Annotated in this window: 19 protein-coding genes and 1 pseudogene; 3 read left to right on the top strand and 17 right to left on the bottom strand. The window is 65.4% G+C overall.

Annotation, left to right across the window (positions count from 1 at the left end; genetic code table 11):
* Positions 1-33: 33 nt before the first annotated feature.
* Positions 34-1,335, bottom strand: a complete 1,302-nt coding sequence (locus R2770_04450) for a hypothetical protein (protein MEZ5279701.1) — start codon at positions 1,333-1,335, stop codon at positions 34-36.
* A 290-nt stretch (positions 1,336-1,625) separates the two neighbouring features.
* Between R2770_04450 and R2770_04455 the strand changes: the two are divergent.
* A pseudogene (locus R2770_04455) lies at positions 1,626-2,648 on the top strand (IS110 family transposase).
* A gap of 343 nt (positions 2,649-2,991) precedes the next feature.
* Here R2770_04455 and R2770_04460 read toward each other — a convergent pair.
* The 10 genes from R2770_04460 to R2770_04505 all read right to left on the bottom strand — a co-directional run bounded on the left by R2770_04460 (position 2,992) and on the right by R2770_04505 (position 13,862).
* Positions 2,992-3,213 (bottom strand): DUF5522 domain-containing protein, encoded by a 222-nt coding sequence (locus R2770_04460; protein MEZ5279702.1) that lies wholly within the window; start codon positions 3,211-3,213, stop codon positions 2,992-2,994.
* Positions 3,210-5,129: a M48 family metallopeptidase gene (locus tag R2770_04465; GenBank protein ID MEZ5279703.1), complete on the bottom strand. Its 1,920-nt coding sequence runs from the start codon at positions 5,127-5,129 to the stop codon at positions 3,210-3,212. Before R2770_04465 ends, R2770_04460 begins: the two co-directional genes overlap by 4 nt.
* A gap of 9 nt (positions 5,130-5,138) precedes the next feature.
* Complete coding sequence (locus R2770_04470) at positions 5,139-5,756, bottom strand: LemA family protein (protein MEZ5279704.1); 618 nt, start codon at positions 5,754-5,756, stop codon at positions 5,139-5,141.
* A 26-nt stretch (positions 5,757-5,782) separates the two neighbouring features.
* Positions 5,783-6,604, bottom strand: a complete 822-nt coding sequence (locus R2770_04475; GenBank protein ID MEZ5279705.1) for a DUF2797 domain-containing protein — start codon at positions 6,602-6,604, stop codon at positions 5,783-5,785.
* Between the two features lie 83 nt (positions 6,605-6,687).
* Positions 6,688-8,310 (bottom strand): ABC transporter substrate-binding protein, encoded by a 1,623-nt coding sequence (locus R2770_04480; protein ID MEZ5279706.1) that lies wholly within the window; start codon positions 8,308-8,310, stop codon positions 6,688-6,690.
* The gene (locus tag R2770_04485; GenBank protein ID MEZ5279707.1) at positions 8,307-10,307 is read right to left on the bottom strand and encodes an alpha/beta fold hydrolase; all 2,001 of its coding nucleotides are present in this window, start codon (positions 10,305-10,307) and stop codon (positions 8,307-8,309) included. The genes R2770_04480 and R2770_04485 overlap by 4 nt, the downstream gene beginning before the upstream one ends.
* A 57-nt stretch (positions 10,308-10,364) precedes the next feature.
* Entirely contained in the window at positions 10,365-11,105 is a 741-nt protein-coding gene (locus R2770_04490) for a hypothetical protein (protein ID MEZ5279708.1), read from the bottom strand.
* On the bottom strand, positions 11,102-12,022 hold the full coding sequence (locus tag R2770_04495; GenBank protein MEZ5279709.1) for an ABC transporter ATP-binding protein: 921 nt from the start codon (positions 12,020-12,022) through the stop codon (positions 11,102-11,104). The genes R2770_04490 and R2770_04495 overlap by 4 nt, the downstream gene beginning before the upstream one ends.
* A complete protein-coding gene (locus R2770_04500; GenBank protein ID MEZ5279710.1) occupies positions 12,019-12,909 on the bottom strand; it encodes an ABC transporter permease in 891 nt (296 codons plus the stop codon). Before R2770_04500 ends, R2770_04495 begins: the two co-directional genes overlap by 4 nt.
* Positions 12,906-13,862, bottom strand: a complete 957-nt coding sequence (locus R2770_04505; protein ID MEZ5279711.1) for an ABC transporter ATP-binding protein — start codon at positions 13,860-13,862, stop codon at positions 12,906-12,908. Before R2770_04505 ends, R2770_04500 begins: the two co-directional genes overlap by 4 nt.
* 527 nt (positions 13,863-14,389) lie before the next feature.
* Here R2770_04505 and R2770_04510 point away from each other — a divergent pair.
* Positions 14,390-16,819 (top strand): ribonucleoside-diphosphate reductase subunit alpha, encoded by a 2,430-nt coding sequence (locus R2770_04510; protein ID MEZ5279712.1) that lies wholly within the window; start codon positions 14,390-14,392, stop codon positions 16,817-16,819.
* Between the two features lie 89 nt (positions 16,820-16,908).
* Positions 16,909-18,018 (top strand): ribonucleotide-diphosphate reductase subunit beta, encoded by a 1,110-nt coding sequence (locus R2770_04515; GenBank protein ID MEZ5279713.1) that lies wholly within the window; start codon positions 16,909-16,911, stop codon positions 18,016-18,018.
* Between the two features lie 78 nt (positions 18,019-18,096).
* Here R2770_04515 and R2770_04520 read toward each other — a convergent pair whose 3' ends face one another.
* From R2770_04520 to R2770_04545, 6 genes are read right to left on the bottom strand one after another with little or no spacing between them, the layout of a single operon-like run.
* Positions 18,097-18,678: a GNAT family protein gene (locus R2770_04520; protein ID MEZ5279714.1), complete on the bottom strand. Its 582-nt coding sequence runs from the start codon at positions 18,676-18,678 to the stop codon at positions 18,097-18,099.
* Complete coding sequence (locus R2770_04525; GenBank protein MEZ5279715.1) at positions 18,675-19,466, bottom strand: class II aldolase/adducin family protein; 792 nt, start codon at positions 19,464-19,466, stop codon at positions 18,675-18,677. The genes R2770_04520 and R2770_04525 overlap by 4 nt, the downstream gene beginning before the upstream one ends.
* A 41-nt stretch (positions 19,467-19,507) precedes the next feature.
* Positions 19,508-20,032, bottom strand: coding sequence for a phosphoribosyltransferase family protein (locus R2770_04530; GenBank protein MEZ5279716.1), 525 nt, complete (start codon positions 20,030-20,032; stop codon positions 19,508-19,510).
* Between the two features lie 28 nt (positions 20,033-20,060).
* The gene (locus tag R2770_04535) at positions 20,061-20,357 is read right to left on the bottom strand and encodes a putative quinol monooxygenase (protein MEZ5279717.1); all 297 of its coding nucleotides are present in this window, start codon (positions 20,355-20,357) and stop codon (positions 20,061-20,063) included.
* 41 nt (positions 20,358-20,398) lie between these two features.
* On the bottom strand, positions 20,399-21,385 hold the full coding sequence (meaB, locus tag R2770_04540) for a methylmalonyl Co-A mutase-associated GTPase MeaB (GenBank protein ID MEZ5279718.1): 987 nt from the start codon (positions 21,383-21,385) through the stop codon (positions 20,399-20,401).
* A 16-nt stretch (positions 21,386-21,401) separates the two neighbouring features.
* Positions 21,402-23,036 (bottom strand): hypothetical protein, encoded by a 1,635-nt coding sequence (locus R2770_04545; GenBank protein MEZ5279719.1) that lies wholly within the window; start codon positions 23,034-23,036, stop codon positions 21,402-21,404.
* Positions 23,037-23,137 lie beyond the last annotated feature (101 nt).

Below are 23,137 nucleotides of genomic sequence, written 5' to 3' on the forward strand. Positions count from 1 at the left end.
GACGCTTCCGCGAAATCCTTGACGGTTCGGCCGCTAGCCGGCCCCTGCGTGCTGGTCTGGTGGTTTGCCGGCGCGTTTTCGTTGTCGTCGTGGTGGTTTGGTCCATTCGCTGATGACGGTGCCGTGGGCGTCTTGGAGTTGCCAGTGGTCTGGTGTGTCTCCCATGGCCAGCCGTTTGTTCGCGGCGTGTAGCCGGTCGTGGTGGTGTGGGCATAGCAGGGCGAGGTTGTCGAGGTTGGTGGTTCCGCCGTGTTCGCGGTGGTGTAGGTGGTGGGCTTCGCAGCGTTGGGCTTCGGTGTTGCAGTGTTTCCACCTGCATGTGCCGTCGCGTATGGCTAGGGCCAGTTTTTGTGTTGGTGTGGCGTATTGGACGTCGTAGGCCAGGTCCAACTGTCGCCTGTCTGCCTGTTGGTACCAGGCGTTGATCTGGGCCCGGCACAGCATGGATCGTGCGATCGATGCTGGTATTTGGGTCCCGTCGAGTGTCTGGGCCGTGCCGTCGGGTTTGGCGAGTTGGTCGATGTCGATGATCAGGTTCACACAACCCGCGGCTCGTTCCCTGGCGCCGGCGGTTGGGTCGGCTTGGTCGGCTGCGGGTATGAGGCCGTCTGTGAGCATGCTGGCGATGACGTCAGCACCCCGTTGTTGGTGGCTGCGCCGCTTTCGCGGGTCTGTGATTGTTCGCATGTCGTGATGAAACGCAGCACGCTCACGTCGGTCGTACTCGGCTTTCAACGCCGCACCAGTGACCGGGTCCAATGTGGCGGTGAACCAGATCATGTCTTCGTTGTCGATCCCACACGACCCCCGCCTGCGTCGACGCTGACGCGCCAGCCGCTCTTCAGGGTCCTCGCGGGTTTGTTCGCGTTCGGCCTCACGAACCGCCGCCCTGGTCTCGTCAGCCGACTGGCCTTTCGCGCCCGCGAGCAGGCGGGCTTTGATGTCGTCGGGTAGATCGGTGTTGGCCAGATAGTCGGCCTGTTCGGAGTTGATGTCCCCACCCTCCAATGCGTCGGCGACATCGGGATTGGCAGTCAGTCGCTGTGACCTGGCTTCGGCCTCACGCTGGGCCTTACGCGACGGCGCAGGCGGCCCAGGATTCGGCTTGGACCCAGACCCCGCCTCGTCTTCGCTCCCGGTATCGGAGTCAGGTTCTCTGCCCCTCCGGTTCGCGGCACGCTGACGGGCCTTGGCCAACGCGCTCAAAAGCCGGGCTTCGTGGCCGTCCAAACGGGCACGCACACGACGAAGGCCGCCGAGCTCGGCTTCGAGCCCGGCGACACCCATCACCTCTAGTTCGTCGGCGCCGCTAAGCACCACCCGCACCTCTGTCACGCCACAAACCCTAAACAGGGGGTGGGACATCGAAGGGTCCACCGGGGTCGTTCACTGGTTCGGGAGGATGTGTTTGGTGTTCGAGTGGGTCGGTCTGACTCTGGGTGTGACTGGCCTTGTGTCTTTTGACTGATCGGTCGGCTGATCCGCTCGGGCATCGAACGCGCACCAGCCGGTCGGACGAACGTGACCTCATTAGGAGCTTGGCTGTTCCCCGTCGATGTCTTGTCCGTCGTCCCGGCCGGTGGTGCCAACCCATCCGAGCGTCGAATAGGAAGACCGTGACCAGCATGCACCAACTCAGCAAGGAAGTGACAGGAGGGGTCGACACTCACGGCGAGGTTCATGTCGCTGCTGTTGTCGATGTCATCGGGCGGATCGTCGCGACTGAGTCGTTTCGCGCCGATGGGGCGGGCTATCGACGATTGTTGCGATGGATGCAATGCCACGGAGATGTCGTCAGAGTCGGTGTGGAAGGCACCGGTAGTTACGGTGCTGGTCTCGCCCGCTATCTCAAAGATGAAGGTGTCGAGGTTGTCGAGGTCAATCGACCCGATCGGCAGCGGCGTCGACGCCGAGGCAAATCCGACACCGTGGACGCCGAGGCTGCTGCCCGGTCCGCTCTCAACGGTGATGCAACAGCGGTCCCCAAGAGCGGCTTCGGGCCGGTGGAGAGCGTCCGGGTCCTGCGCCTGGCTCGACGATCCGCGATCAAGGCCCGAACCCAGGCAGCGAACCAGATCCGGGACCTGATCGTGACCGGACCCGACCAGCTTCGGGCGCGCCTGAGAGACCTCAACACTGCTCAGCGCGTCACCGTGTGCGCGCGGTTACGAACTGTTGACGTGACTGATCCCAGCGACGCGACCAAGGCGGCACTGCGCACACTGGCCCGTCGCCACCTCGACCTCAGCGCCGAGATCGAAACCCTCGATACTCAGATCGCTCAACTGTGCGCAGCGATCAACCCGGCCCTGCTCGCAGCCCGCGGTGTCGGCCCCGAAGTCGCCGCCACACTGCTGGTCACCGCTGGCGACAACCCACACCGCATGCGCTCCGAAGCCGCCTTCGCGGCGCTATGCGGCGCGAGCCCGGTCGAGGCATCATCAGGCAAGATCACCCGTCACCGACTTAACCGAGGCGGTGACCGACACGCCAACAACGCGCTCTGGCGCATCGTGCTCGTGCGCATGTCCTGCGACCAGCGCACCATGGCCTACGTCGCGAAACGCACCAACGAAGGCAAGTCAAAGAAAGAGATAATCCGCTGCCTAAAACGCCACGTGGCCCGCGAGATCTTCAGACTCCTCACCAACCCATCCACCATCCCCGCCGGAAAAGACCTACGCACGCAACGCACCAACGCCGGCCTCACACTCACAGACGTCGCCCAAGCCCTCGGCACCTGGCCCATCCGCATCTCAAAACTCGAACGAAACCTAACCCACGACGCCGACCTCGCCCACCGCTACCAACTCCTCCTCCACCCCAACCAACAAGCCGCTTGACACATACACCCCATAGGAGCATCACTCAACCCAGGATCAACCAGACAACAGCACGGAGAATCCAGTTGTCGCTAAGAGCCGGACGCGAAGACGGACGGCTTGCCTGGCCCAATGCCGATGGTGTGACAAAAATGGAAAGACCGGGTACTCAGCGCTGCCAAGGACAATGGCGACAGCCGTTGTCGCAACATGGGCGCGCTGCCAAGGCCACCGCGGTCATGACATACAGGCCTGTGACGGGGTCTGGGTACAGCGACAGGCCCTCGGCCACAGCGCGGTCGTGGCGAGCCATCGCCTCGTCGAAGTATGGAGCATCGGGCCCAAAGCGCTCGGAAGCCGGCCTCTGCCAGTCGGGCCTGAGGCCCGTCATGTCGCAGGCAACAGCGGCGGCACCGGTACCCGCACGGCGTCGGCTACCACGCGCAGCAGCTCGACCTCGTCTGGGGTTGCAGTCTCGTCGTAGAGCACCACCTTGGTGGACGCCTCGACGAAGGTTCGCCGTGACGGCGGGTCGAGATCGGCCAGCCGACCGAGTGCATCGTCGAGGCGGTCGTAGGTGAGGCTCTCGTTGGGTGGCATTTGTGCTGTTTGCAAGCCGGCTACCTGCAAAGCGGCCTCGAAGGTGGTTTGAGTCTGGGCCGACCCTGAGCTGTTGAAGTAGGCCAGGATCGCCAGAACCTGAGTGGCCTCGGTCGACAACTGTTGCAGCGTCGACTGCTTGCGATCGGCGCCATCGTCTCCCTGGTCTTCGATGTGGCGCAACATCACGCGTCTCAGCACCCACCGGAACAGGTCTTGGTCTTGGTGCGAAGCCTCGAGGTCGTGGATCGCCTTGGCCAGCCGGACGCGGTACGGCCGCGGCGTCTGGCGTATGGCATGCAGTGCCACATCGATGGCGGGCAGTTGAAGCGGTCGAGCCAGGCTCGAGATGGTCTCGCTGGCAGCGGCGAGGTCGGCGGGGTACATCGACAGGAAGCGGCCCAGCTCGTCTAGCTCGCGTGCCCGAACCTCGGGGTCGCTCGACACCAGCGAGCCCAGAACAGCAGCTACGGCGCCCTGCGGTGTACGCAGGAAACTCTGGGTCTGCGCCGGAATCTGGGCGATGAGGGTCCGCGAGTGTTCCACATGGCGATCGGTGGGTCCGGCCAGCGACGGCTGCTCGTAGCGGGCGGCGACCGCACCGCCTGCGGCTGGGCCGCCTGCGACCGAACTGGTCACGGCAGCGCCAGACGGCGACGATGGCGACAGCAGGGGTACCGCGCCCAGGGTTGTGTCGTCGACCGATTCGCCGTATGCGTCGTCGAGGACCGCCAACTCGCCGTTCCAGTCGGGCATCAGGCGTTTGATGCGCTCCTTGAGCGGCGGATGGGTGGCGAACGTCGAGCCGAGAGCCGACGAGAAGAACAGGTGGCTGGCCTCGGTGGCGTGAGCGGTGCGTATCCGGTTCTGCGAACCCACGCTGGCGATCTTCACCAACGCCTCCCCGATGGAGGTCGGGTCGCGGGTGTACTGCACCGCCGAGGCGTCGGCCAGGTATTCGCGCTGGCGGGACACCGCCGCTTGGATCATTCGGCCGAACAGGGTGCCCAGTGCACCGATCAGCATCAGCCCACCACCGACGAGGATGATGACCATCGCGCTGTTGTCCTTGCTGCTGCGGCGTCTGGGTGCCCAAAGGGTGTGCTGCAACAGCAGCCGGCCCAGCAGCGTGATGACGGTGATGCCGAACACCCAGCCGATGATGCGGGTCTTTATCCGGGTGTCACCGTTGCGGATGTGGCTGAACTCGTGGGCAATCACGCCCTGCAACTCGCGGCGGTTGAGATGGTTGAGAGCACCGCGGGTGACACCTATGGCGGCCGTGTCGGCGCTCCAACCGGCTGCGAAGGCGTTTATTCCGGGCTCGTCGTCGAGCACGAACACATCGGGCACCGGCATGCCAGACGCGATGGCCATCTCTTCTACGACGTTGCCCAGCTGGCGTTCGACCGGGTCGAGCGTGTTGAAGTCGATCTGGCGGCCGCCCAGCGACGAAGCGATATAGGCCCCTCCACCACCGCGGATCTGGCTGGACTTGACCAGGGACGTGCCACCGATGCCGAGGATCGTTATCGGAGCCGCTACGACGAAGGCCGCGAGCGGGTCGACCTCTTGTGAGTCGTAGAAGAACAGCGCCGACACGAACGCGGCGACTATCGCCATGATGGCGACTACGCCCGCGACGAACAGCGCGACCAGCTTGAATGTGCTCTGCTGGGCCGTTTCCTGGTGCCCCTGAAAGTCCATCTGAGGGGACTAGCCGTCCTGGGGTCGATCATCGAAGCGCACTTCGATGTTCTCGCGCTTGTACTCCTTGCCCTCGTCCTCGAGGTTCAGGTAGGCGCTGTCGCTGAAGCCGAACATGTTGGCGAAGATCACCGGCGGGAACGACACCTTGTACGTCTGGTACTTGTTGACCTGATCGTTGTAGTTCTGCCGCGAGTAGGCGATCTTGTTCTCGGTGGTGGTGAGCTCTTCGGTGAGCTGCATCATGTTCTGGTTGGCCTTCAGGTCGGGGTAGGCCTCGGCCACGGCCAGCAGGCGGCCCAGCGATGCGCCCAGCGCACCCTCGGACTGCGCCAGGTGTTGCATGGCTTCGAGGTTCTGCGGGTCGCCGGAGACTTCGATGCGGGCTTGTGTAGCCGCCGCACGGGCGGCCACGACGGCCTCGAGGGTGTCGCGCTCGTGGCTCATGTAGCCCTTTGCAACCTCGACCAGGTTGGGGATCAGATCGTGGCGCCGCTCGAGCTGCACATCGATCTGGGCGAACGCGTTGCGAACGTTCTCGCGGAACTTGACGAGCTTGTTGTACACGCTCATCAGGAACAAACCGATGAGCACTATGAGCACGATGATGACGACCAACCAGAGCATGGTCGGAGCCTAGTGACTTCTGCGGCTCAAAACAGCGACGCCTGCACTTCGACTGGATCGGGGTCGTGGTCGCCCAGGTCGATGACACAGCCCTCGAGGGTGCCCAGGTCGGCGACGAACCGATCGAGCACGCCCTCGCGTGCCAGCACGGCAAAGCGACCGCACATGTCGGCGACCTCGAAGGCGTGGTTGCCGGTGTCGAGTCGATTGGGATAGGCGACCAGCCCCGACCACGTGTCCGAGCCCACACCTTCGAACCTCCAGGCAAGGTCCAGCGGCGTAGTGGCGGCGGCGAAGTCGGCGTTGGCATCGACCATCTGAAGCACTCGTTGGGTGGTGCCGGCCACCCGGGCCTCGAGGGCCTCTGTGGCGACGGGCGACAGCAGGCCTGCGAGCTTGCGGGTAGACGACACCTGTTGCGAAACCCCCAACACGTCTGTGACAGCGTCTTCGACATCTCGAACCACGTAGCCGTCGTCGGCTACCAGCGCGTATCGGGCGATCCATGCGCCCTGTTCGGCCAGGCGCACACCACCAGACGCTCCTGCTGTGGTGCCCACCTTGATGCTGCCGTCGGCAAAGCCCGCGACATAAAGGCGGTGGGGCTGGTCGAGATGGGCTGCGAAACGACGATCGACATAGGCCCGGCCCAGCTTGTGAGCTCGGTGCATGTTGGCGGCAAAGACGGTGTCGATGGTGCTGCACCGGTCGCAGCGCGCCGACTGACCCACCGGGTTCTGACACTCGATGAAGCTGCGGGTGCCGTCGTCGGCGAACTTGGTCGTGCCTGGACACACCCGCTGAGCGGTAACCCTGAAGCGCCACGACGAACCCTTCAGCGGAACCACGCGAGAAGCGGGCTGAGCTTGGTCGCGGACCCGTAGGCCCGCAGAGCCACCAGACCAGGTGACGCCCAGCACTTCCAGGCGGGTCAGGGCAGTGCCTCCACCGCCGCCAGGTCCAGCCGCGATACGCCGCCGGCAATGCCGGACAGGTCGAAGCGGCCGCTGTGGGCGATGCGTCTGGGAACAACAGCCAACGGCAGGTAGGCCAAGATGTCGTCCAGCTCGAACGTCAGCTGCGAGATCTCGATGTCGCGCTGAGGGTCGTCGACTGGCGTGGCGTCGAGCCTGGACAGCAGGGTGATCATCTCGTTGGTGCTGTAGCGGATGAAAGCGTCGTTGCTGTCGGGGGCGAACAGGGGAGCGATGAACGCCTCGGCGCCGACGTGGTCGCCGCTCCACGGCAACAGGAAGGGCCCGCTGGGCACCCCGCTCTGGAGATATCCGACCAGCGCCTGCAAAGACGGATGCTCGAACACCTCGACGGGCCAGCCGAGGTTGTCTCGCCAGCCGGCCGCTATCGACTCGGCCCACGGCTGCACCGGCGAGCCCGCCACGACGTGCACGAAGAAGGTGTCCTCTGGTACCTCGATGTCGTTGTCGGCGATCACGGCCAGAGCCTCTTCTGGGTCGAACCGGCACCAGGTGCACGTCATGGGCGAGCCGTTCGCCTGGGCGTCCGGGGCAAAGAGATTCGAGGGTGTGGCCAGCGGCGTCGCAAGGTCGGTGCCGAACCGCGAGCGGTCGATCGACAACGACAACGCCCTTCGGGGCTCGGGGCTCGAGGCGGGCCCACGTGGGGTCGGGAAGCCCATGTACCAGACCTGGTTCGATGGATGCTCGGCCATCTGCAGCCCGTCTACGTCGAGTGCGCCGTCGGCGAGGCCCACGTCGGCTGTGCCGAGACCGACGGCATCGGCAGCGGCTTGGTCGGAGTCGACGAACTGAAGAGTGATTCTGCCAACCTCACCCGCCTGGCCCGTCGGAGCCCTGCGCGCCAGCGTCATTGTCGCATCGTCGAGCGAGCCGCTTTCGATGACGAACGGCCCGCTGCCCAGCAGCGGCGTCGTGCTGGTGCCGTCGGGGTTCAAGGCAGCCAGTGTCGACGGAGCAACGGGCGCAAAAGCGTTGTGGGCCAGGTACTCGGGCAGCCAGGGATTGTTCTGTTCGAGCTGCACCTCGAGCGTGCGCTCGTCAACCACCCGCAGACCCAGCTGACGGCCTTCGACGCCGGCCAGCACGTCTCTCCAATTGGCGATACCGGCCTCGACACCCAGGTAGGCGGTGCGGCCCCTCGTCCGTTGCGACGCGAGCGCAAACCACGAGTCGACGAAGGTCTGGGCGGTTATCGGTGTGCCGTCCGAGAACGTCGATCCGGGTCGAAGAACGAACGTCCAAGTCACGAGATCGTCCGATGTCCACGACTCGGCGAGACCCGGCACGGCGCGACCTTCCGAGTCGATGCGGGTGAGGCCCGTGTGCAGCAGGCTGGCGATGTCGACAGCTCGGGTAGAGATGGCGTGATGGGCCTCCAGCGACTCGGGGGCTCTGGTGGCGACGGTCAGGGTGGACCCCTCGACCACGACGGTGGTAGAGGTGGTTTGAGCGATGGTGGTATCGGGCGGCGTGTCGCCGCCAGACGTGCACGCCGACATCGCCAACACAACAGCGAGCACCGGCGCCGACCAGCGGGCCTTGCGCCGGTGCATCATGATCCGGGAGGCAGCGCCGGGTTCAACGCCGGCACCATCGTCTCGATCAGTGCCTTGGCCAGCTCCTGATGATCGTCTGGTGTCCCGAACACCGACAGAACCACGACCTCGCCGTCGATCTCACCGGCGGCCAACGTGATCATTGCGGGCGTGCCTCGCGCAACGGGCGAGTCGTCGGTGGCACCGCTCAGGACCACCCAGCCAGGAGGCACCGCTATGCCGCCGGTGCGTTCGAACGCACCAACCGAGGTGTTGAGCCAGTCGACGACCACCGCCTCGATGTGCGAGTCGACCGAGTCGGTGTCGTCGAACAGATCGATCGTGAAGCCGGCCACATCGACCAGGTGCCGGTCGCGGATGGCGTACCCGTCGAAGGATTCGGGTCCATAACCGACCCAGCCGATGGGCACCAAGGCCGTAGCGGTGGCGCCGGCCGGGTGTTCGAGAGCCACTTCGAAGAAATCGGCGGCAGTCGGCGCATCAGGAATCATCGGTGCGACGTCGTCTTGGGCGCACCCGGCGTCGACCTGGGCGAGTGTGCGCGTGAACTCGGCGGCCAGACTCGAAGCACAGGCCGACACCCCCAGCTGGCCATGGCCCGAGCGGGGAAACTGGACCAGCTGCGCACCGAGCTGGCCGGCGAACTCGACAGCCTCGCGGTGTGGCGTGATGGGGTCGAAGCTGCCGGACAGAACCAGCGCGGGCTGCTCGAGGGCGACGAACTGGTCCTCGACCGGCGGTGCATCCTGTAGGTCGAGTGCGGTGCACACCGAGGTCCAATAGACATTCGAACTCGACTGCAGTTCGCCGAACCGGCCTTCGACGTCGAGGTCGGGCGTGATGTAGCTCCACTCGTCCATGCACTGCACCGCGACGAAGGCCGCATAGTCTTCGCCGCCCGAGCCGGGCCCGGTCTGCGACGCCAACAGGTCGAGGCTCCATGTGACCGAGTTTTCGAGATCGGCCACCACCCGGGGTATCGACGCCGCGGTGTAGTCGGAATACAGGGCTCCGTAGAAGGTCGACAAGATGTCCTGGCCCGACATGGTGTAGGTGAATGCCGTCGAGCCATCGTCGGGGTCCAGATAGTCGACGTCGATGGGCGAGCTGTCGGCCCGAGCGATGAGGTCGTCGATCCGTTGGCCCAGATCTGGGTATTGGCGGGCGCAGCGGCTCTGCGAAGCACACAGCGACAAGAACGCATCCAGCGCCTCGGCTCCACCGGTCGTGTAGTCGTCGTCGGGATCGTCGGCTATCGAGTAGGCGCCGTCGAGCACCATCGAACGCACGCCATCACCGAACTCGCGCGCGTAGGTCTGGGCCATGCGCGTGCCGTATGACTGGCCCCAGATGTCCCACCGGTCGACCCCCAGGGCCTTGCGCAGGGCTTCGAGGTCGCGCGCTGCCGACAGCGTGCCGTAGTGGGAAAGATCGATCCCTTCGAGGGCCAGCCGGGTGGCGCAATCGTCGGCGGCGCGGGCTTCCGCGATGATCGGCACCATCTCGTCGGTGTCGAACAGTTCGTCGATCTCGGGGCAGTCCAGCGAGGGTCGCGAGAAACCGGTGCCGCGCGGGTCGTACAGCACCACATCGTGAGATGTCGAGATGTCGGCGAACGCCAGATCGAACCAGCCGCCGACGCCTTCGAGCGGGCCAACTCCCGGCCCGCCCTCGATCCACAGCACGGTGCCTTCGGCCGGACGTTGCGTCGCCGGGAACACCGCCACCTGAACCGATATGTCACCCAGCGATGGATCGTCCCACGCAGCGGGAACCTCCAGGCGGTAACAGTCGGGCTGGGTGCCGTCTGGCTCGGGGAACGGGCAGCCATCGGGCAGCAGGTTTCCGCCGATGGCGATGTCGGGAACCAGCGAATCAGAACCGGCGTCGCCGGGCCTGACGGTCGGCTCGCCCGGGGTTGCTTCGAGGCCGTCGTCGTAGGTACAAGAGGCGAGGGCGACGGTGGCCGCGGCGAGACAGGCCACGATTCTGCGCATCGGTGCATCATTACACGCCGGGACCACAGTTCGGCGCGACCCCGCCACGAAGGCGTCTCAGGCGACGTCCAGACGCCGGTAGATCCGAACCGAAACCACAGCGCACACCACGGTCACCGCGCCGAGCACTATCAGCGACACCAACAGCGAGTGGCGCGCCAGCGAAAGGTCGACGTCTCTGCCGGCGCCCAAGATCGAGATCGTGTACGACCGAAGGGCCAACCTCGCGGCGCCCTCGGCCCCTGCGGCGACGAAACCCTCCCAGATCAAGATGTAGGCCAGACCCCAGATCAGTACCCGGCCCAGCACCAGGCTCGCCAGGGTGAACAGCGCCGAGTAGGCGACGGCCCCGGCTCCTGCCGACAGTGCCGCATGGCCCACCCCGCCGGCGTCGCCACCGGCGGCCAGCGCTCCGGCCGACACGATGACCACACAAGCGGGCACCACGATGCTCCAGACCGCTGCCAGAGCGGTCAGTGGCACGACCGAGGGCTTCATGGGCCGCAGCCACAGGTAGACCATGGTCGAGTCGTCGCGGTGGTCGCCCAGCACGGCCGACGCGAACACCAGTGACACGACGGGCACCACGATTCCCAAGCCCAGGCCTTGGACCAGGTGGGCCACCCGGGTCTGGCTGTTGCCATCTGACGCTCCGACCGCAAAGGCAACCGCCAGCACCAACGCCCCGAGCCCGGCGATCATGGCGACCCTGGCGGGGCCCAGCGACGAGCGCAGCATCAGCCGATGGATGACCGCGACGGGAGCGAAGGTGGGTGAGGAACCGGAGGCCGAGGTCATGGCTGCACCAGGTACCGAAATACCGACTCGAGATCGTCGTCGAGGGGTTCCAATGCCCGCAGCGTCACACCAGCCGACAGGGCCATCGAAGCGATCGAGCGGCCGAAGGAGTCCAGGTCGACGGTATCGACCAGCACCCGATCATCGCCCTCGAGCCGCACGCTGGAGGTGGCAGGTTGGGCCATCACGACGGCCGCCAGACGGCGCGGGTCGTCGCACTCGACGCGAATCCGGTGAGGCCTGTCGTCCATGAGCTCGCGGAGGCGCCGATAGTCGCCGGCGGCTGCCAGGCGGCCCTGAGCTATGACCAGAACCCGGTTGCCGATGCGGGCGACCTCGTCGAGTACGTGGCTGGAGACGACCACGCACCTTCCGTCGGCGGCCAGGCGCCTGAATACATCGATGAGATGGCGGCGCTGCACGGGGTCGAGCCCGTTCAACGGCTCGTCCAGCAACAGCACATCGGGGTCGTGCACGATGGCCTGGGCGATCTTGACCCTTTGGCGCATCCCCTTGCTGTACGTGCGACATGGGCGGGTGTCGTCGGGGTCGAGATTCACCGTCGCCAGCGCCCTTGCTGCCGCGGGCCCTGTGTCTTCCAGCCCCTGGGTGGCGGCGGCCACGCTCACGAACTCTCGCGCGGTGAGGCGCTCGAAGAGCCCGTCTTGTTGGGGCACCAGACCCATGCGGCCACGCACCGCCGGATCGAGGCGTGGGTCGACCCCCAAGATCTCGACCGAGCCGCTGGACGGCGAGGTGAGCCCGGCCAACATTCGTAGCAGTGTCGACTTACCCGCCCCGTTGGGTCCCAACAGTGCGGTGACGCCCGGCCCCAGGTCGAACGACACATCAGATACCGCCACGACGCCGCCGAACCACTTGGTGACCGAGCGCGCCGACAAGATGGGTGCCGTCATCGGGTGCCTCCGATGTTGCGATATTTCGCCACGGCAGTCGCAAAACCCACGGCAACCCATGCGGCACACGCCCCGACCAGCGACGCTGTGGACAGCTCGGGAAACTCGGGAGTGTCCCCATAGATGCGAACGACCAGCTCCAGCGGTGCAACCAGCAGGTTCAGCAGCATCAGCTGGTCAGACATGTCGGCCGCGTCGACCAGCAGGCTGGGCACCACCGAGCTGAGGATCATCAGCACGACGATGCCCGCTGATGCCCAGGCGCGCCGGTCGGTCAGGGAAGACACACCCATCGACAACGCCGTATAGACGATGGTCACCAGCATCCCCGCAACGAACATGCGCACCAGCAATTCGACGGTGTCGACAATGCCTCCGGGTCCGGCACCCTCGAAGCTGTAGCCGATGAGGTTCAGCACCAGTGGCCCGATGGTGACGATGGACAGGATCAGCATGACCGCAACGGTCTTGGCAGCCAGATAACCGAGGCGCGACACGGGTGTGGTCAGGTACAGACCCAGCATGCCCGAGCGGCGGTCGCCGGTTAGGGCTTCTGGGGCCACGAACGCGGTGAACAGCACCAGCGCCAACACGATGATGCCGTAGTAACCCGAGTAGTTCGCCACCTCGGCTGCTTCCAGAACCTCGACCGGCAACAGAGCAGCGATGCCTACGAACACCACGGCCGGCAAGAAGGCGATGACGATGCACACCACCGGCACCGCTTTGGAGCGGGCTCGGCGGCCCAGACCCAACACCGCGCGCATACCCTGGGCCGAGATGGTCGCTGCGGCCCCCAGCTGTCCCCGACGCACTCCGTCGTAGGTGCGATAGCCCCGATCGACAATTCGGGTGTCGTCGAAGCCGTCGGCCGAAGGGCTGGTCACGAGCTGACCCCCTCGTCGACGAAGACGTCCTCGAGGCGCCTGCGGCTGCGCCCCAGGCGATGAAGCCTCACGCCGTGTTTGGCCACCAGTTCGGTGGTCGCAGCCAAGGCCGAGTCGGGGTCTCCGTAAACCAACAGCGCGGTGCGTTCGGCTACGACCTCGAACCCCAGACCGAGCAGCTCGTCACCTATGACCACCGCGGCGTCGACCGCGCTGATCGCGGCTGCCGAGTCGGCGAATTCGACCCTGATCGAAGGCGTCGAGCCGCCGATCACCGATGCGATCGACCCGGCGGCCACCAGTCGCCCTGCATCGAGCACCACCACGTTGTCGCACACGCGCTCAACTTCCTCCAGAAGGTGAGAGCTGACCAAAACGTCGATGCCGACCTTGGCCCGTATGGAAGAGATCAGCCCCAGCATCTCGTCGCGCTGGAACGGGTCGAGCCCGTCGGTGGGTTCGTCGAGCAAGATGATGGCTGGATCAGACGCAAGTGCCTGGGCCAATTTCACCCGTTGGCGCTGCCCGGTCGACATCGTTCCCAGCGGGCGGAACCTCTCCTCGCCCAGGCCGACCAGCCACAGCGCATCGGACGCGCGGCCCCTGGCCTCCGAGCGGGGCAAACCCCTCACCTGGGCCATGTGGCGTACGAACTCGTCTGCGGGCATCTCGTCGGGCAGGATGTGATGCTCGGGCGAGAAGCCCAGCAGCGACCTCACGGCCGGACCATCGCCGAACGGGTCGAGCCCCCTTACCGTCAATGTCCCCGAGCTTGCGGGCAACAGGCCCATCAGCAGGTTGAAGAATGTGGTCTTGCCCGCTCCGTTGGCGCCGACCAGCGCCGTGACGCCCGAGGCGATCGAGAGGTCGAGCGAATCCAAGGCCGCCCGGTCTCCGAAACGCTTGGTGAGACCCGATGCTGTGATGATGGGGGTCTGCCCGGCCTCGGTCACAACCGCAGTCTGGCACATCGGCCACAAATTTTTTTCGACACCTCTCGGGTGATCTCGATTCGTAATGGAAGTGTTCGTCACCTCACCCAGAGTCGGCACGGGCACCAGATATCGCGCGTGCTTCGCCTGTGCGGGGCACGGATCAGCTTGGGTTCAGGCGCGCGAGGCGTGGCCGAGAACGTGGCCCGGCACACCCTCCACCCGTGGGGTACCACGGTTTCGGCGGCGCGCCGGGTGTGGCCTCGCAACCTCGGCCACGGGGCGTGAGCTGGCGCGTACACCATACAAATCGGCTCGGCTCGCGCTCAGGGCGCGAAGCCCGTTTCGCAGGGTGGGAGACGACCCCGGAAAGTGACTCCAGCGATGCCGCATCGAATGCTTGCGGCCGTGGCAGACCCCTTGTACCAATGCTTGACACCGCTGAAATTTCACGGGTGTAATGACAGGCCCGCTAGAAAGTCGGAACGGCCGGACCAGGGCACGTTCGAGGCGCCGACCGGCGGGGAAAGACGCAGGAAGGGACGACCGTGACGATCACCGAGGGTGAGCTGAGGAACATCGAGAGTGGCGACGATGCTGGTGGAACCACTATGCGGGTCCAAAAGCGCGACGGCCGTTTCGAGGCGGTGAACCTCGACAAGATCGTCAAGGCGGTCGAGCGCTGCTCGGGCGGACTCTCGGGCGTAGACCCGATGCGTGTGGCCACTCGCACCATCTCTGGTCTGTCGGACGGCGCCACCACCACCGAACTCGACGAGCTGTCGATACGAACCGCCGCTGGGCTCATCGTCTCGGAGCCCAACTACTCGAAGCTGGCGGCACGCCTGCTGGCCACGTTCATCGACAAGGAAGTCCAGAACCAGAACGTCTACTCGTTCAGCCAGTCGATCGAGCTCGGTTACGAACAGGGCCTCATCGGCGAACCGATTCTGGAGTTCGTCCGTACCCACGCCCGCAAGCTCAACGACGCCATCGACCCCGACGGCAACAACCTCTTCGAGTTCTTCGGCCTGCGCACCGTCTACGACCGCTACCTGCTGCGCCACCCCGACCTGCGCTCGGTCATCGAGACGCCCCAGTACTTCTTCATGCGCGTGGCCTGCGGGCTGTCGACCTCTCCCGAAGACGCCATCGGGTTCTACGAGCTGATGTCGAGCCTGCAATACCTGCCATCCAGCCCCACCCTGTTCAACAGTGGAACCATCCACCCCCAGATGTCGTCTTGCTACCTGCTCGACAGCCCCCAAGACGACCTCATCTCGATCTACGACCGCTACACCGACGTCGCCAGGTTGTCCAAGCACGCCGGCGGCATCGGTCTGGCCTACCACCGGGTTCGCAGCCGCGGCTCGCTCATCAAGGGCACCAACGGGCTGTCGAACGGCATCATCCCGTGGCTCAAGACGCTCGACTCTTCGGTGGCAGCCGTCAACCAGGGCGGCAAGCGCAAGGGTGCTGCGTGCGTGTACCTCGAGACCTGGCACGCCGACATCGAGGACTTCCTCGAGCTTCGCGACAACACAGGTGACGAAGCCCGGCGCGCCCACAACCTGAACCTGGCCAACTGGGTACCCGACCTGTTCATGGAGCGGGTCGAAAAAGACTGGCAGTGGAGCCTGTTCGACCCCAAGAAGGTGCCCCACCTCACCGACCTGTACGGCGACGACTTCCGTCGGGCCTACGAGGAGGCCGAAGCGCAGGGCCTCTACGAGCGCCAGGTGCCCGCCCGCAACCTCTACAGCCGCATGATGCGCACCCTGGCCCAAACCGGCAACGGTTGGATGACCTTCAAGGACGCGTCCAACACCAAGTCCAACCAGACCGGCCAGCCGGGCAACGTGATCCACCTGTCCAACCTGTGCACCGAGATCCTCGAGGTCACCAGCGCAACCGAAACCGCCGTGTGCAACCTGGGCTCGGTCAACCTCGGCCGCCTGGTGCGCACCGCAGGCGACGGCAGCACCAGCTTCGATTTCGAGCGCCTGGGCGAGGTCGTGCGCACAGCGGTGCCGTACCTCGACCGTGTGGTCGACATCAACTTCTACCCGACAGACGAGGCCGCGGCCTCCAACTCGCGGTGGCGCCCGGTGGGCCTGGGCATCATGGGCCTGCAGGACGTGTTCTTCCAGATGGGTATGGCGTTCGATTCCGACGAGGCCCGCGCCCTGTCTACGCGCATCTCTGAGGAGATCTACTACTGGGCCCTGTCGGCCAGCTGTGACCTGGCCATGAAGAATGGCGCCCACGAGGCCTTTGCCGAGACCCGCGCCGCGCAGGGTGTCCTTCAGTTCGACCTGTGGGATGGCGCAACCGTGCACGACGGCGAACGCTGGGAGATGCTGAAGGACCGCATCCGTCAGCACGGGCTGCGCAACAGCCTCATGATCGCCATCGCTCCCACCGCGACCATCGCCTCCATCGCCGGTTGCTACGAGTGCATCGAGCCCCAGGTGTCCAACCTGTTCAAGCGCGAGACGCTGTCGGGCGAGTTCATCCAGATAAACCGCTATCTGGTGCGCGAGCTGCAGCGCCGTGGCCTGTGGGACGACGACATGGCCAATGCAGTGAAGCGGGCCGAGGGATCGATCCAGAACGTCGAGGGTATCCCCGAGGATCTGAAGACGATCTATCGCACCGCCTGGGAGATCCCCATGAGGTCGCTGATCGACATGGCGGCGGCCAGGGGTGCCTTCATCGACCAGAGCCAGTCGCTCAACCTGTTCATGGAGAGCCCGACCATCGGCAAGCTCAGCTCGATGTACGTGCACGCCTGGAAGTCGGGCCTGAAGACCACCTACTACCTGAGGTCCAGGCCCGCTACCCGCATCAACCAGACGACCTCGGGCGGTGGCACCCGTCCGACGTCTCCCGAGCCGGCGCCGAAGAAGACCTTCACCGACGCCGAGGCCCTTGCCTGCTCGCTCGAGAACCCCGAGAGCTGCGAAGCCTGCGACTGACCGGCGGGGGTGTCACACCCCCTCGTCACACTTCGAGGAAGCCCTCTTTCCCACCCGACTCCTGAACGAACACGCTCGAAAGGCCCCCAATGGCACTCGTCGAAGACCACGACTTCTACGAACCGAATCCCCGGACCGGCCCAATCCACTCGGTGCCCTCCGACGGCTCTGTCGACGCCAGCCACGTCGGCCATGCCAAGCACATCCTCGACCCTGGGTTCAACCTGACACTGCGCCCGATGCGCTACCCGGTCTTCTACGAGATGTACAAGGCGGCCATCAAGAACACCTGGACCGTCGAAGAGATCGACTTCTCCGACGATCTCGTAGACCTTCACCGCAAGATCAGCCCGGCCGAGCGGCACCTGATCAACCGGCTGGTGGCCTTCTTCGCCACCGGCGACTCGATCGTGGCCAACAACCTGGTGCTGAACCTCTACCAGCACGTCAATGCGCCCGAAGCGCGCATGTACCTGTCGCGTCAGCTCTATGAAGAGGCGCTGCACGTCCAGTTCTATCTGACGCTGCTCGACAACTACATCCCAGACATCGCCGAGCGCGAGCAGGCGTTCGCCGCCATCGACAACATCCCGTCGATCGCCCAAAAGGGCGACTTCTTGTTCAAGTGGATGAACTCGATCGAACACCTCGACCAGCTCCGCACCCGCGAAGACCGCCAGAACTTCCTGCTCAACATGATCTGCTTCGCGGCATGCATCGAGGGCCTGTTCTTCTATGGCGCATTTGCCTACGTGTACTTCCTTCGCAGCAAGGGCCTGCTCAACGGTCTCGCCGCTGGCACCAACTGGGTGTTTCGTGACGAGAGCGCCCACATGAACTTCGCGTTCGAGGTCATCGAGACGGCCCGCACCGAAGAGCCCGAGCTGTTCGACGAGGGTATGGAGCAGGCCATTCGCCTGATGATCGAAGAGGCGGTCGACTGCGAGTACGCGTTCGCCGAAGACGTCCTGAAAGAGGGCGTAGCCGGCCTGTCGCTTCGCGACATGCGCACCTACCTGCAGTTCGTGGCCGACCAGCGGCTGGTGCAGCTCGGCCTCGAACCCATCTTCGGGTCGAAGAACCCGTTCGATTTCATGGAGCTCCAGGACGTCCAGGAGCTGTCCAACTTCTTCGAGCGCACAGTCAGCGCCTACCAGGTTGGTGTGTCGGGCGAGGTTTCGTTCGACGAAGACTTCTAACCCCATCGTCTTCGCAAACACCGGTGTTTGGCGGGTGTCTGGCGCCCGGAGTACACCGGTGTTCGGCGTGGGGCGGTGTCAGGTCAGGGCGTTCCAGGCGTCGCGGGTCATCGAGTAGATGGCGCTGTCGCCTTCTGCGGGGTATTCGCCCTCCAGGGGGCGCACTTCCAGCAGGCTCAGCCCGGCTCGCTCGAGGGCTCGGCGTGAAGCGGTGTTTGCCGCTTTGGGCACCGACACCACCCGGCTTGCGGTCGGGTGGTCGTCGAAGCCGGCCGCGATGAGCAGGTGGATCAGACGGCTGCCGTGGCCGGCTCTTCGGTGGTGTGGCGAACCGATCGCGTAGTCGACGCCGATAGCGGATTGCACACCCAGCCGTTGAGCCCACTGGGGGTGATCGTCGATCAGATAGCTCTCACCGAAACCGACCGCGACACCGTCGACTTCGTAGATCCACAGCCGTGCGGGGCCGCTGTCGGCGCTGAAGCGCTCGTCGATCTGGTCGCCGTATTCGGTCTCGAGTTGGTCTTCGTCGGCTGCGGGGCCCCACCATCTGACCATTTCGCGGTCGCGGCGCCAGCGGGCCATCACCGGAAAGTCAGAGCGGTCCAGCGGGCGGATTATCGCCCGCGTCGGGTCTGGCGGGCGGAGGCGGTGGTTCAAAGCACCACCGACGGATCGGGCACCAGGTCGCGCGCCAGCCATTGGAACATGCGCCAGCCAAGGTCCGGGTCGCCCATACGGGTGGCCACATCTGCCGCCTGTATGTCGCCGATGGGTTTGGCCTCACGCGCCTTGATGTGCACCTCGGCGACCCGTTCGGCGACCACGAACCACCCAACCGCCGCGGCCGGTGACTCGGCCCCGGTCAACAGCCCGTGGTTTCGCAGCACGCATAGCCGTGTTGTGCCCATCGCCTCGGAGATGCGGTAGCCACCATCGGTCGAGTGAACCTCGAGGTCTTCGCCCATATAGATCGACTGGTTGCCGTAGAAACAGCACGACTCCTGGCTGATCGGCTCGAAGGGCCGAACCTCGGCGCTGAAGGGAGTGCCGTAGGGCGTGTGGGTATGAGCCGCGGACACCACCCATGGTTTGGTTTCGAAGATGGGGTAGTGGATGTTGTAGCCCGCGTGGTTGACACCACCTTCGGTGGGGCCGGCCACGATCTGGCGGTCGGGTGACACCAGCACCAGATCGTCGACGGTTGCGCGGTGGAACGGGATTCCGTAGCCGAGCATCCAGAAGTGGTCTGTGAGGATCGGGTCTCGGGCCGAGATGTGACCGTCACCGAGCTGACCCCAGCGCATCGAGGCGAAGATGCGGTACCCGATGGCGGCCTCGTACTTGCGAACGAAGCGCGCCTCTTCTGGGTCGCTGGGCAGTGCCGGCGGCTTCGAGGCGTAGTGAATGGGCGGATACGTCGTGAATGCTTCGAGCGCCATGGCCATGCCCCGAGCTTAGGGGTGAAAGGGCCGGCGGTGGGGTGGGGTCAAAGGCGGTCGAAGTCGACGACGGTGTGGGCGCCGAGCTCGGCGATGGTGGCGGGGGTGGCCTTGTTGACGATGGCAGAACAGCCCACGTAGACGCCACCCAGCCCAACGGCTGCGTCGCGCAGGGCCCGGGTGGAGTTGCCGGTGGTGATCCAGTCGTCGACCACGGCAAATCGCCGACCGGGCTCGATGTCGAACGACCTCAGCAGAAACGTCTCGCTGCGGCCCCTCCAGGTGGAGGACGACACGGCCCGAATGTCGGCGCCTGGGTGATTGGTGCCGGCCTTTCGGGCCAGCACCAGGCCGACTCCGAGCTCGGCGGCTACCAGGGTTCCCAGTGCAAACCCCCGCGCCTCTGGCCCCAACACGACCTCGACCCCGAGGTCTCGCAGAGGATGGGCCAGCGCGGGGCCCAGCAAAGGGAGAATCTCGGGGTCGCGGAACAGCCCTGCGATGTCGGGATGATCGTCGACCTTGGGCATTGCCCCGAGCAGCACCTCTGCAAGCAGGTCCGACGAACTCATGGCCCCACGATAGGGACCGGTTGTGGCGTTACAGATCCTTGATCTCGCCGATTTCGTACATCTTGATCGACCGACCTGTGAACATGCCCTTGGTGGCGCGACCGAAATCCTTCATGTGGTCGGTGCCCATGTGGCCTGCCAGGTTCGCGGCCGATTCCCACATCTCGAACAGGCGAATGGTCGACGGATCGTTGACGTCTGGCGACATCACATACTCGATGTTGCCCTCTTCCTGGCTGGTGCCCGCCATGGCGGCCTTGGCAGCCTCGAGCACTGCGTCGCGGTCGTCGGCGTTGACGGAGAGGGTTCCTGCGATGATGATCATGGGCCGCACCGTACCGACGTTGCCGCGCCCACGACAAACCGTCAGCGGGACAGGAACGTGTCGAGCAGCCGCGTCGCTGCTCGGCCAGGAGGCTCGTCGCCGGCCAGAACATGAGCCTCCAGTTGCGGCACCAGGTCGGCCACCCGCTGGTCGGCCAGGGCCCGGTCGACCAGCTCGTCTCGAAATGCGTCCCACATCCACCTGACGCGCTGAGCGCTGCGCTTCGAGACGAACTCGCCGGCGTCGGTGAGCTTCTTGCGGTGCAGCTGAAGTTGCTGCCACAGCTCTGGCACACCCAGCCCGGTCAGACCGGCGCATGTCACCACGGTGGGGTTCCAGTTCGGCGACTTGGGCTCGAGCAGGCGCATGGCGGCCATGTAGTCGCGCGCCGCCGATCGGGCCCGTGCGGCGTTGTCGCCGTCGGCCTTGTTCACGGCGATGATGTCTGCAATCTCGAGTATGCCCTTCTTGATTCCCTGCAGTTCGTCGCCAGCGCCCGGAAGCATCAACACCAGGAACACATCGACCATGTCGGCTACGACCGTCTCGCTTTGGCCCACGCCGACGGTTTCGACCAGGACCACGTCGAAGCCGGCCGCCTCGACGACCACGATCGACTCTCGGGTGCGGCGAGCCACACCGCCCAGGGTCCCGGCAGTGGGGCTGGGGCGAATGAAGGCCTGCCGATCCACAGACAGCCGTGCCATGCGGGTCTTGTCGCCCAGGATCGAGCCCCCGCTGCGACTGCTGGTGGGGTCGACCGCCAGCACGGCAACGCGGTGGCCCAGGCCGGTGAGATAGGTGCCGAGTTCGTCGATGAACGTCGATTTGCCCACCCCTGGTACGCCGGTGATGCCGATGCGGTGGGTCCCCTCGGCCGACCCCAGAAGGGCGAGGAGGTCCTGTGCACGCTGTCGGTCGGATGGGCGAGTCGACTCGACGAGGGTGATGCTACGACCGAGCATCGCCCGATCCTGGGCCTTCACCCCTGCGGCGAGCTCTTCGCTGGACGGCGGCGTGGCTGGCATTGCCCCGACGGTAGCGTCAGCGACGCCAGTGGTCTGACGTGGTCGCCACCATCGTCATGCCCGCCTTCAGGACCCGGCCCCTGAGATCGAGCAGGTGGGCGAGATACAGCAGTGCCAATCCGGCTGCGATCAGGGTGGTGCCCATCGACAGGCCCGACGTGGTGTCGATGCCGGTGCCGGGCAGCCCGTTCTGCACCGTGTCGGACACAGCGACGGTGTTGTTGGCAGGATTGACGTCGGTGGCAACGCCGGTGGCAACCGCGGTTGCGTTGGCCACGTCGCCGACCGTGCCTCCGACGGTGGTCAGGATCGTCAGAGGTGGCGTGGTGTCGCCCGCGTTCAGCGGATTGATGAAGAAGCACACGATCGAGTTGGGATTGTTTGAACACGACCATCCCAAACCGCTACCACCCAGCGAGGTGTACGTCGGCGAGAACGTGACCGAAACCGAGACCGGCCCCGGCTCGTCCTGGGCGTCGATATTGGAAACCGTGGCTTCCCAGACGACATCAGATCCCAGGGCCGGTGCGTCGGGTGTCGAGAACGCCAAGGCGAGATCGTGGCCTGCGCCGATGGTCATCGAGTGGACCGTGTCGGGCGTGCCGTTGCACAACGCGTCGCCGGCCTCGAGCACACCGGCCGGGCCTTGCACGACCCACTCGGCCAACTCGTTTGGGTCTGCGATGGCGTCGACGAGATCGAGCGGTATCTGCACATAGGCCGAACGATCGTTGGGCCAATAGGTCCCGGCGGGCAGCGTCACCGAGATGGCCCCGTTGGCCCCCTCCGAGGTGGTTGCCCCGACGATGGGGTTGCCGTTGCCGTCGCGGATGGTGCCGATGCTGAGGTCGGCACTGGTGATTTCGCTGGCAGCCGTTGGCGCCAGGGTCAGGGTCGTGGGGCCTGTCAGCTCACCGTTGACGACCAGTGACAGCACTGCGCCGCCCGACTCTGTGGTCAACGACGGGTTGGTGGAAGGTTGGTCGTAGAACTCGACCAGGGCGGGCAGGTCGACGGAGATGTCCTCGAGGAGGTTGCCGATGTCAGCGGTGGGCGCGCCGACCAACACGTCGAAAGCGAAGCGGTATGGGCCGGCGGCGGCGGGCCCGCTCCACGTTCCGGTCCATGTCTTCCAACCCTCGTTCTTGCGGGCCTCTAGCGGCCCAGACGAATAGTCGGGCGAAGCGGGTGGCACGACGTCGACCCAGTCGGCGGGCTCGGTGATGGTCACCTGCATGGTCTCGTTGAAGCTGCCGGTGCGCGCGTGGTGATGAGCGGTCCAGGCAACGGCTTCGCCCGCCTGCAAACACAGATCCTGGAACACCGCCGACCCCGTCTCGGCGTTGAGCTCGATATAGGTATCACCTGTGAGGGCTGCGATGCCGTACTTGCCAGAGTTGATGACCTCGATCGGGTGGTCTCGTCCGCCCGCTGTGGCCGTGGGTGGGTGGGTCGACTGCCAACCGGTGATCTTGGGCGACTGAGCCCCGTTGAGCGCATCGAACAGGGTCGGGTTGGTCACCACCGAGGCGACCTCGAACGACGGGTTGACGATGGCCCGCACCGGGGTCAGCGCGGCCGGAGGGATTATCACGCCGGGCGTGGGCGCTGAGGCCCGCCAGGTTTGGGCTCCGGCGTTGTCCACTGCCAAGACGCAAGACACTATGGCCACCAGGCAAACGAGGGCGCGAGCTGGTGTGTGGCGCGTGAACATCGCCAAGCCTGTCGGCCGGTGCCGGGGCGGCACAAGCG

The organism is Acidimicrobiales bacterium, assembly GCA_041394185.1.
In the GTDB taxonomy this organism is placed as follows: Bacteria; Actinomycetota; Acidimicrobiia; order Acidimicrobiales; family Poriferisodalaceae; genus JAAETH01.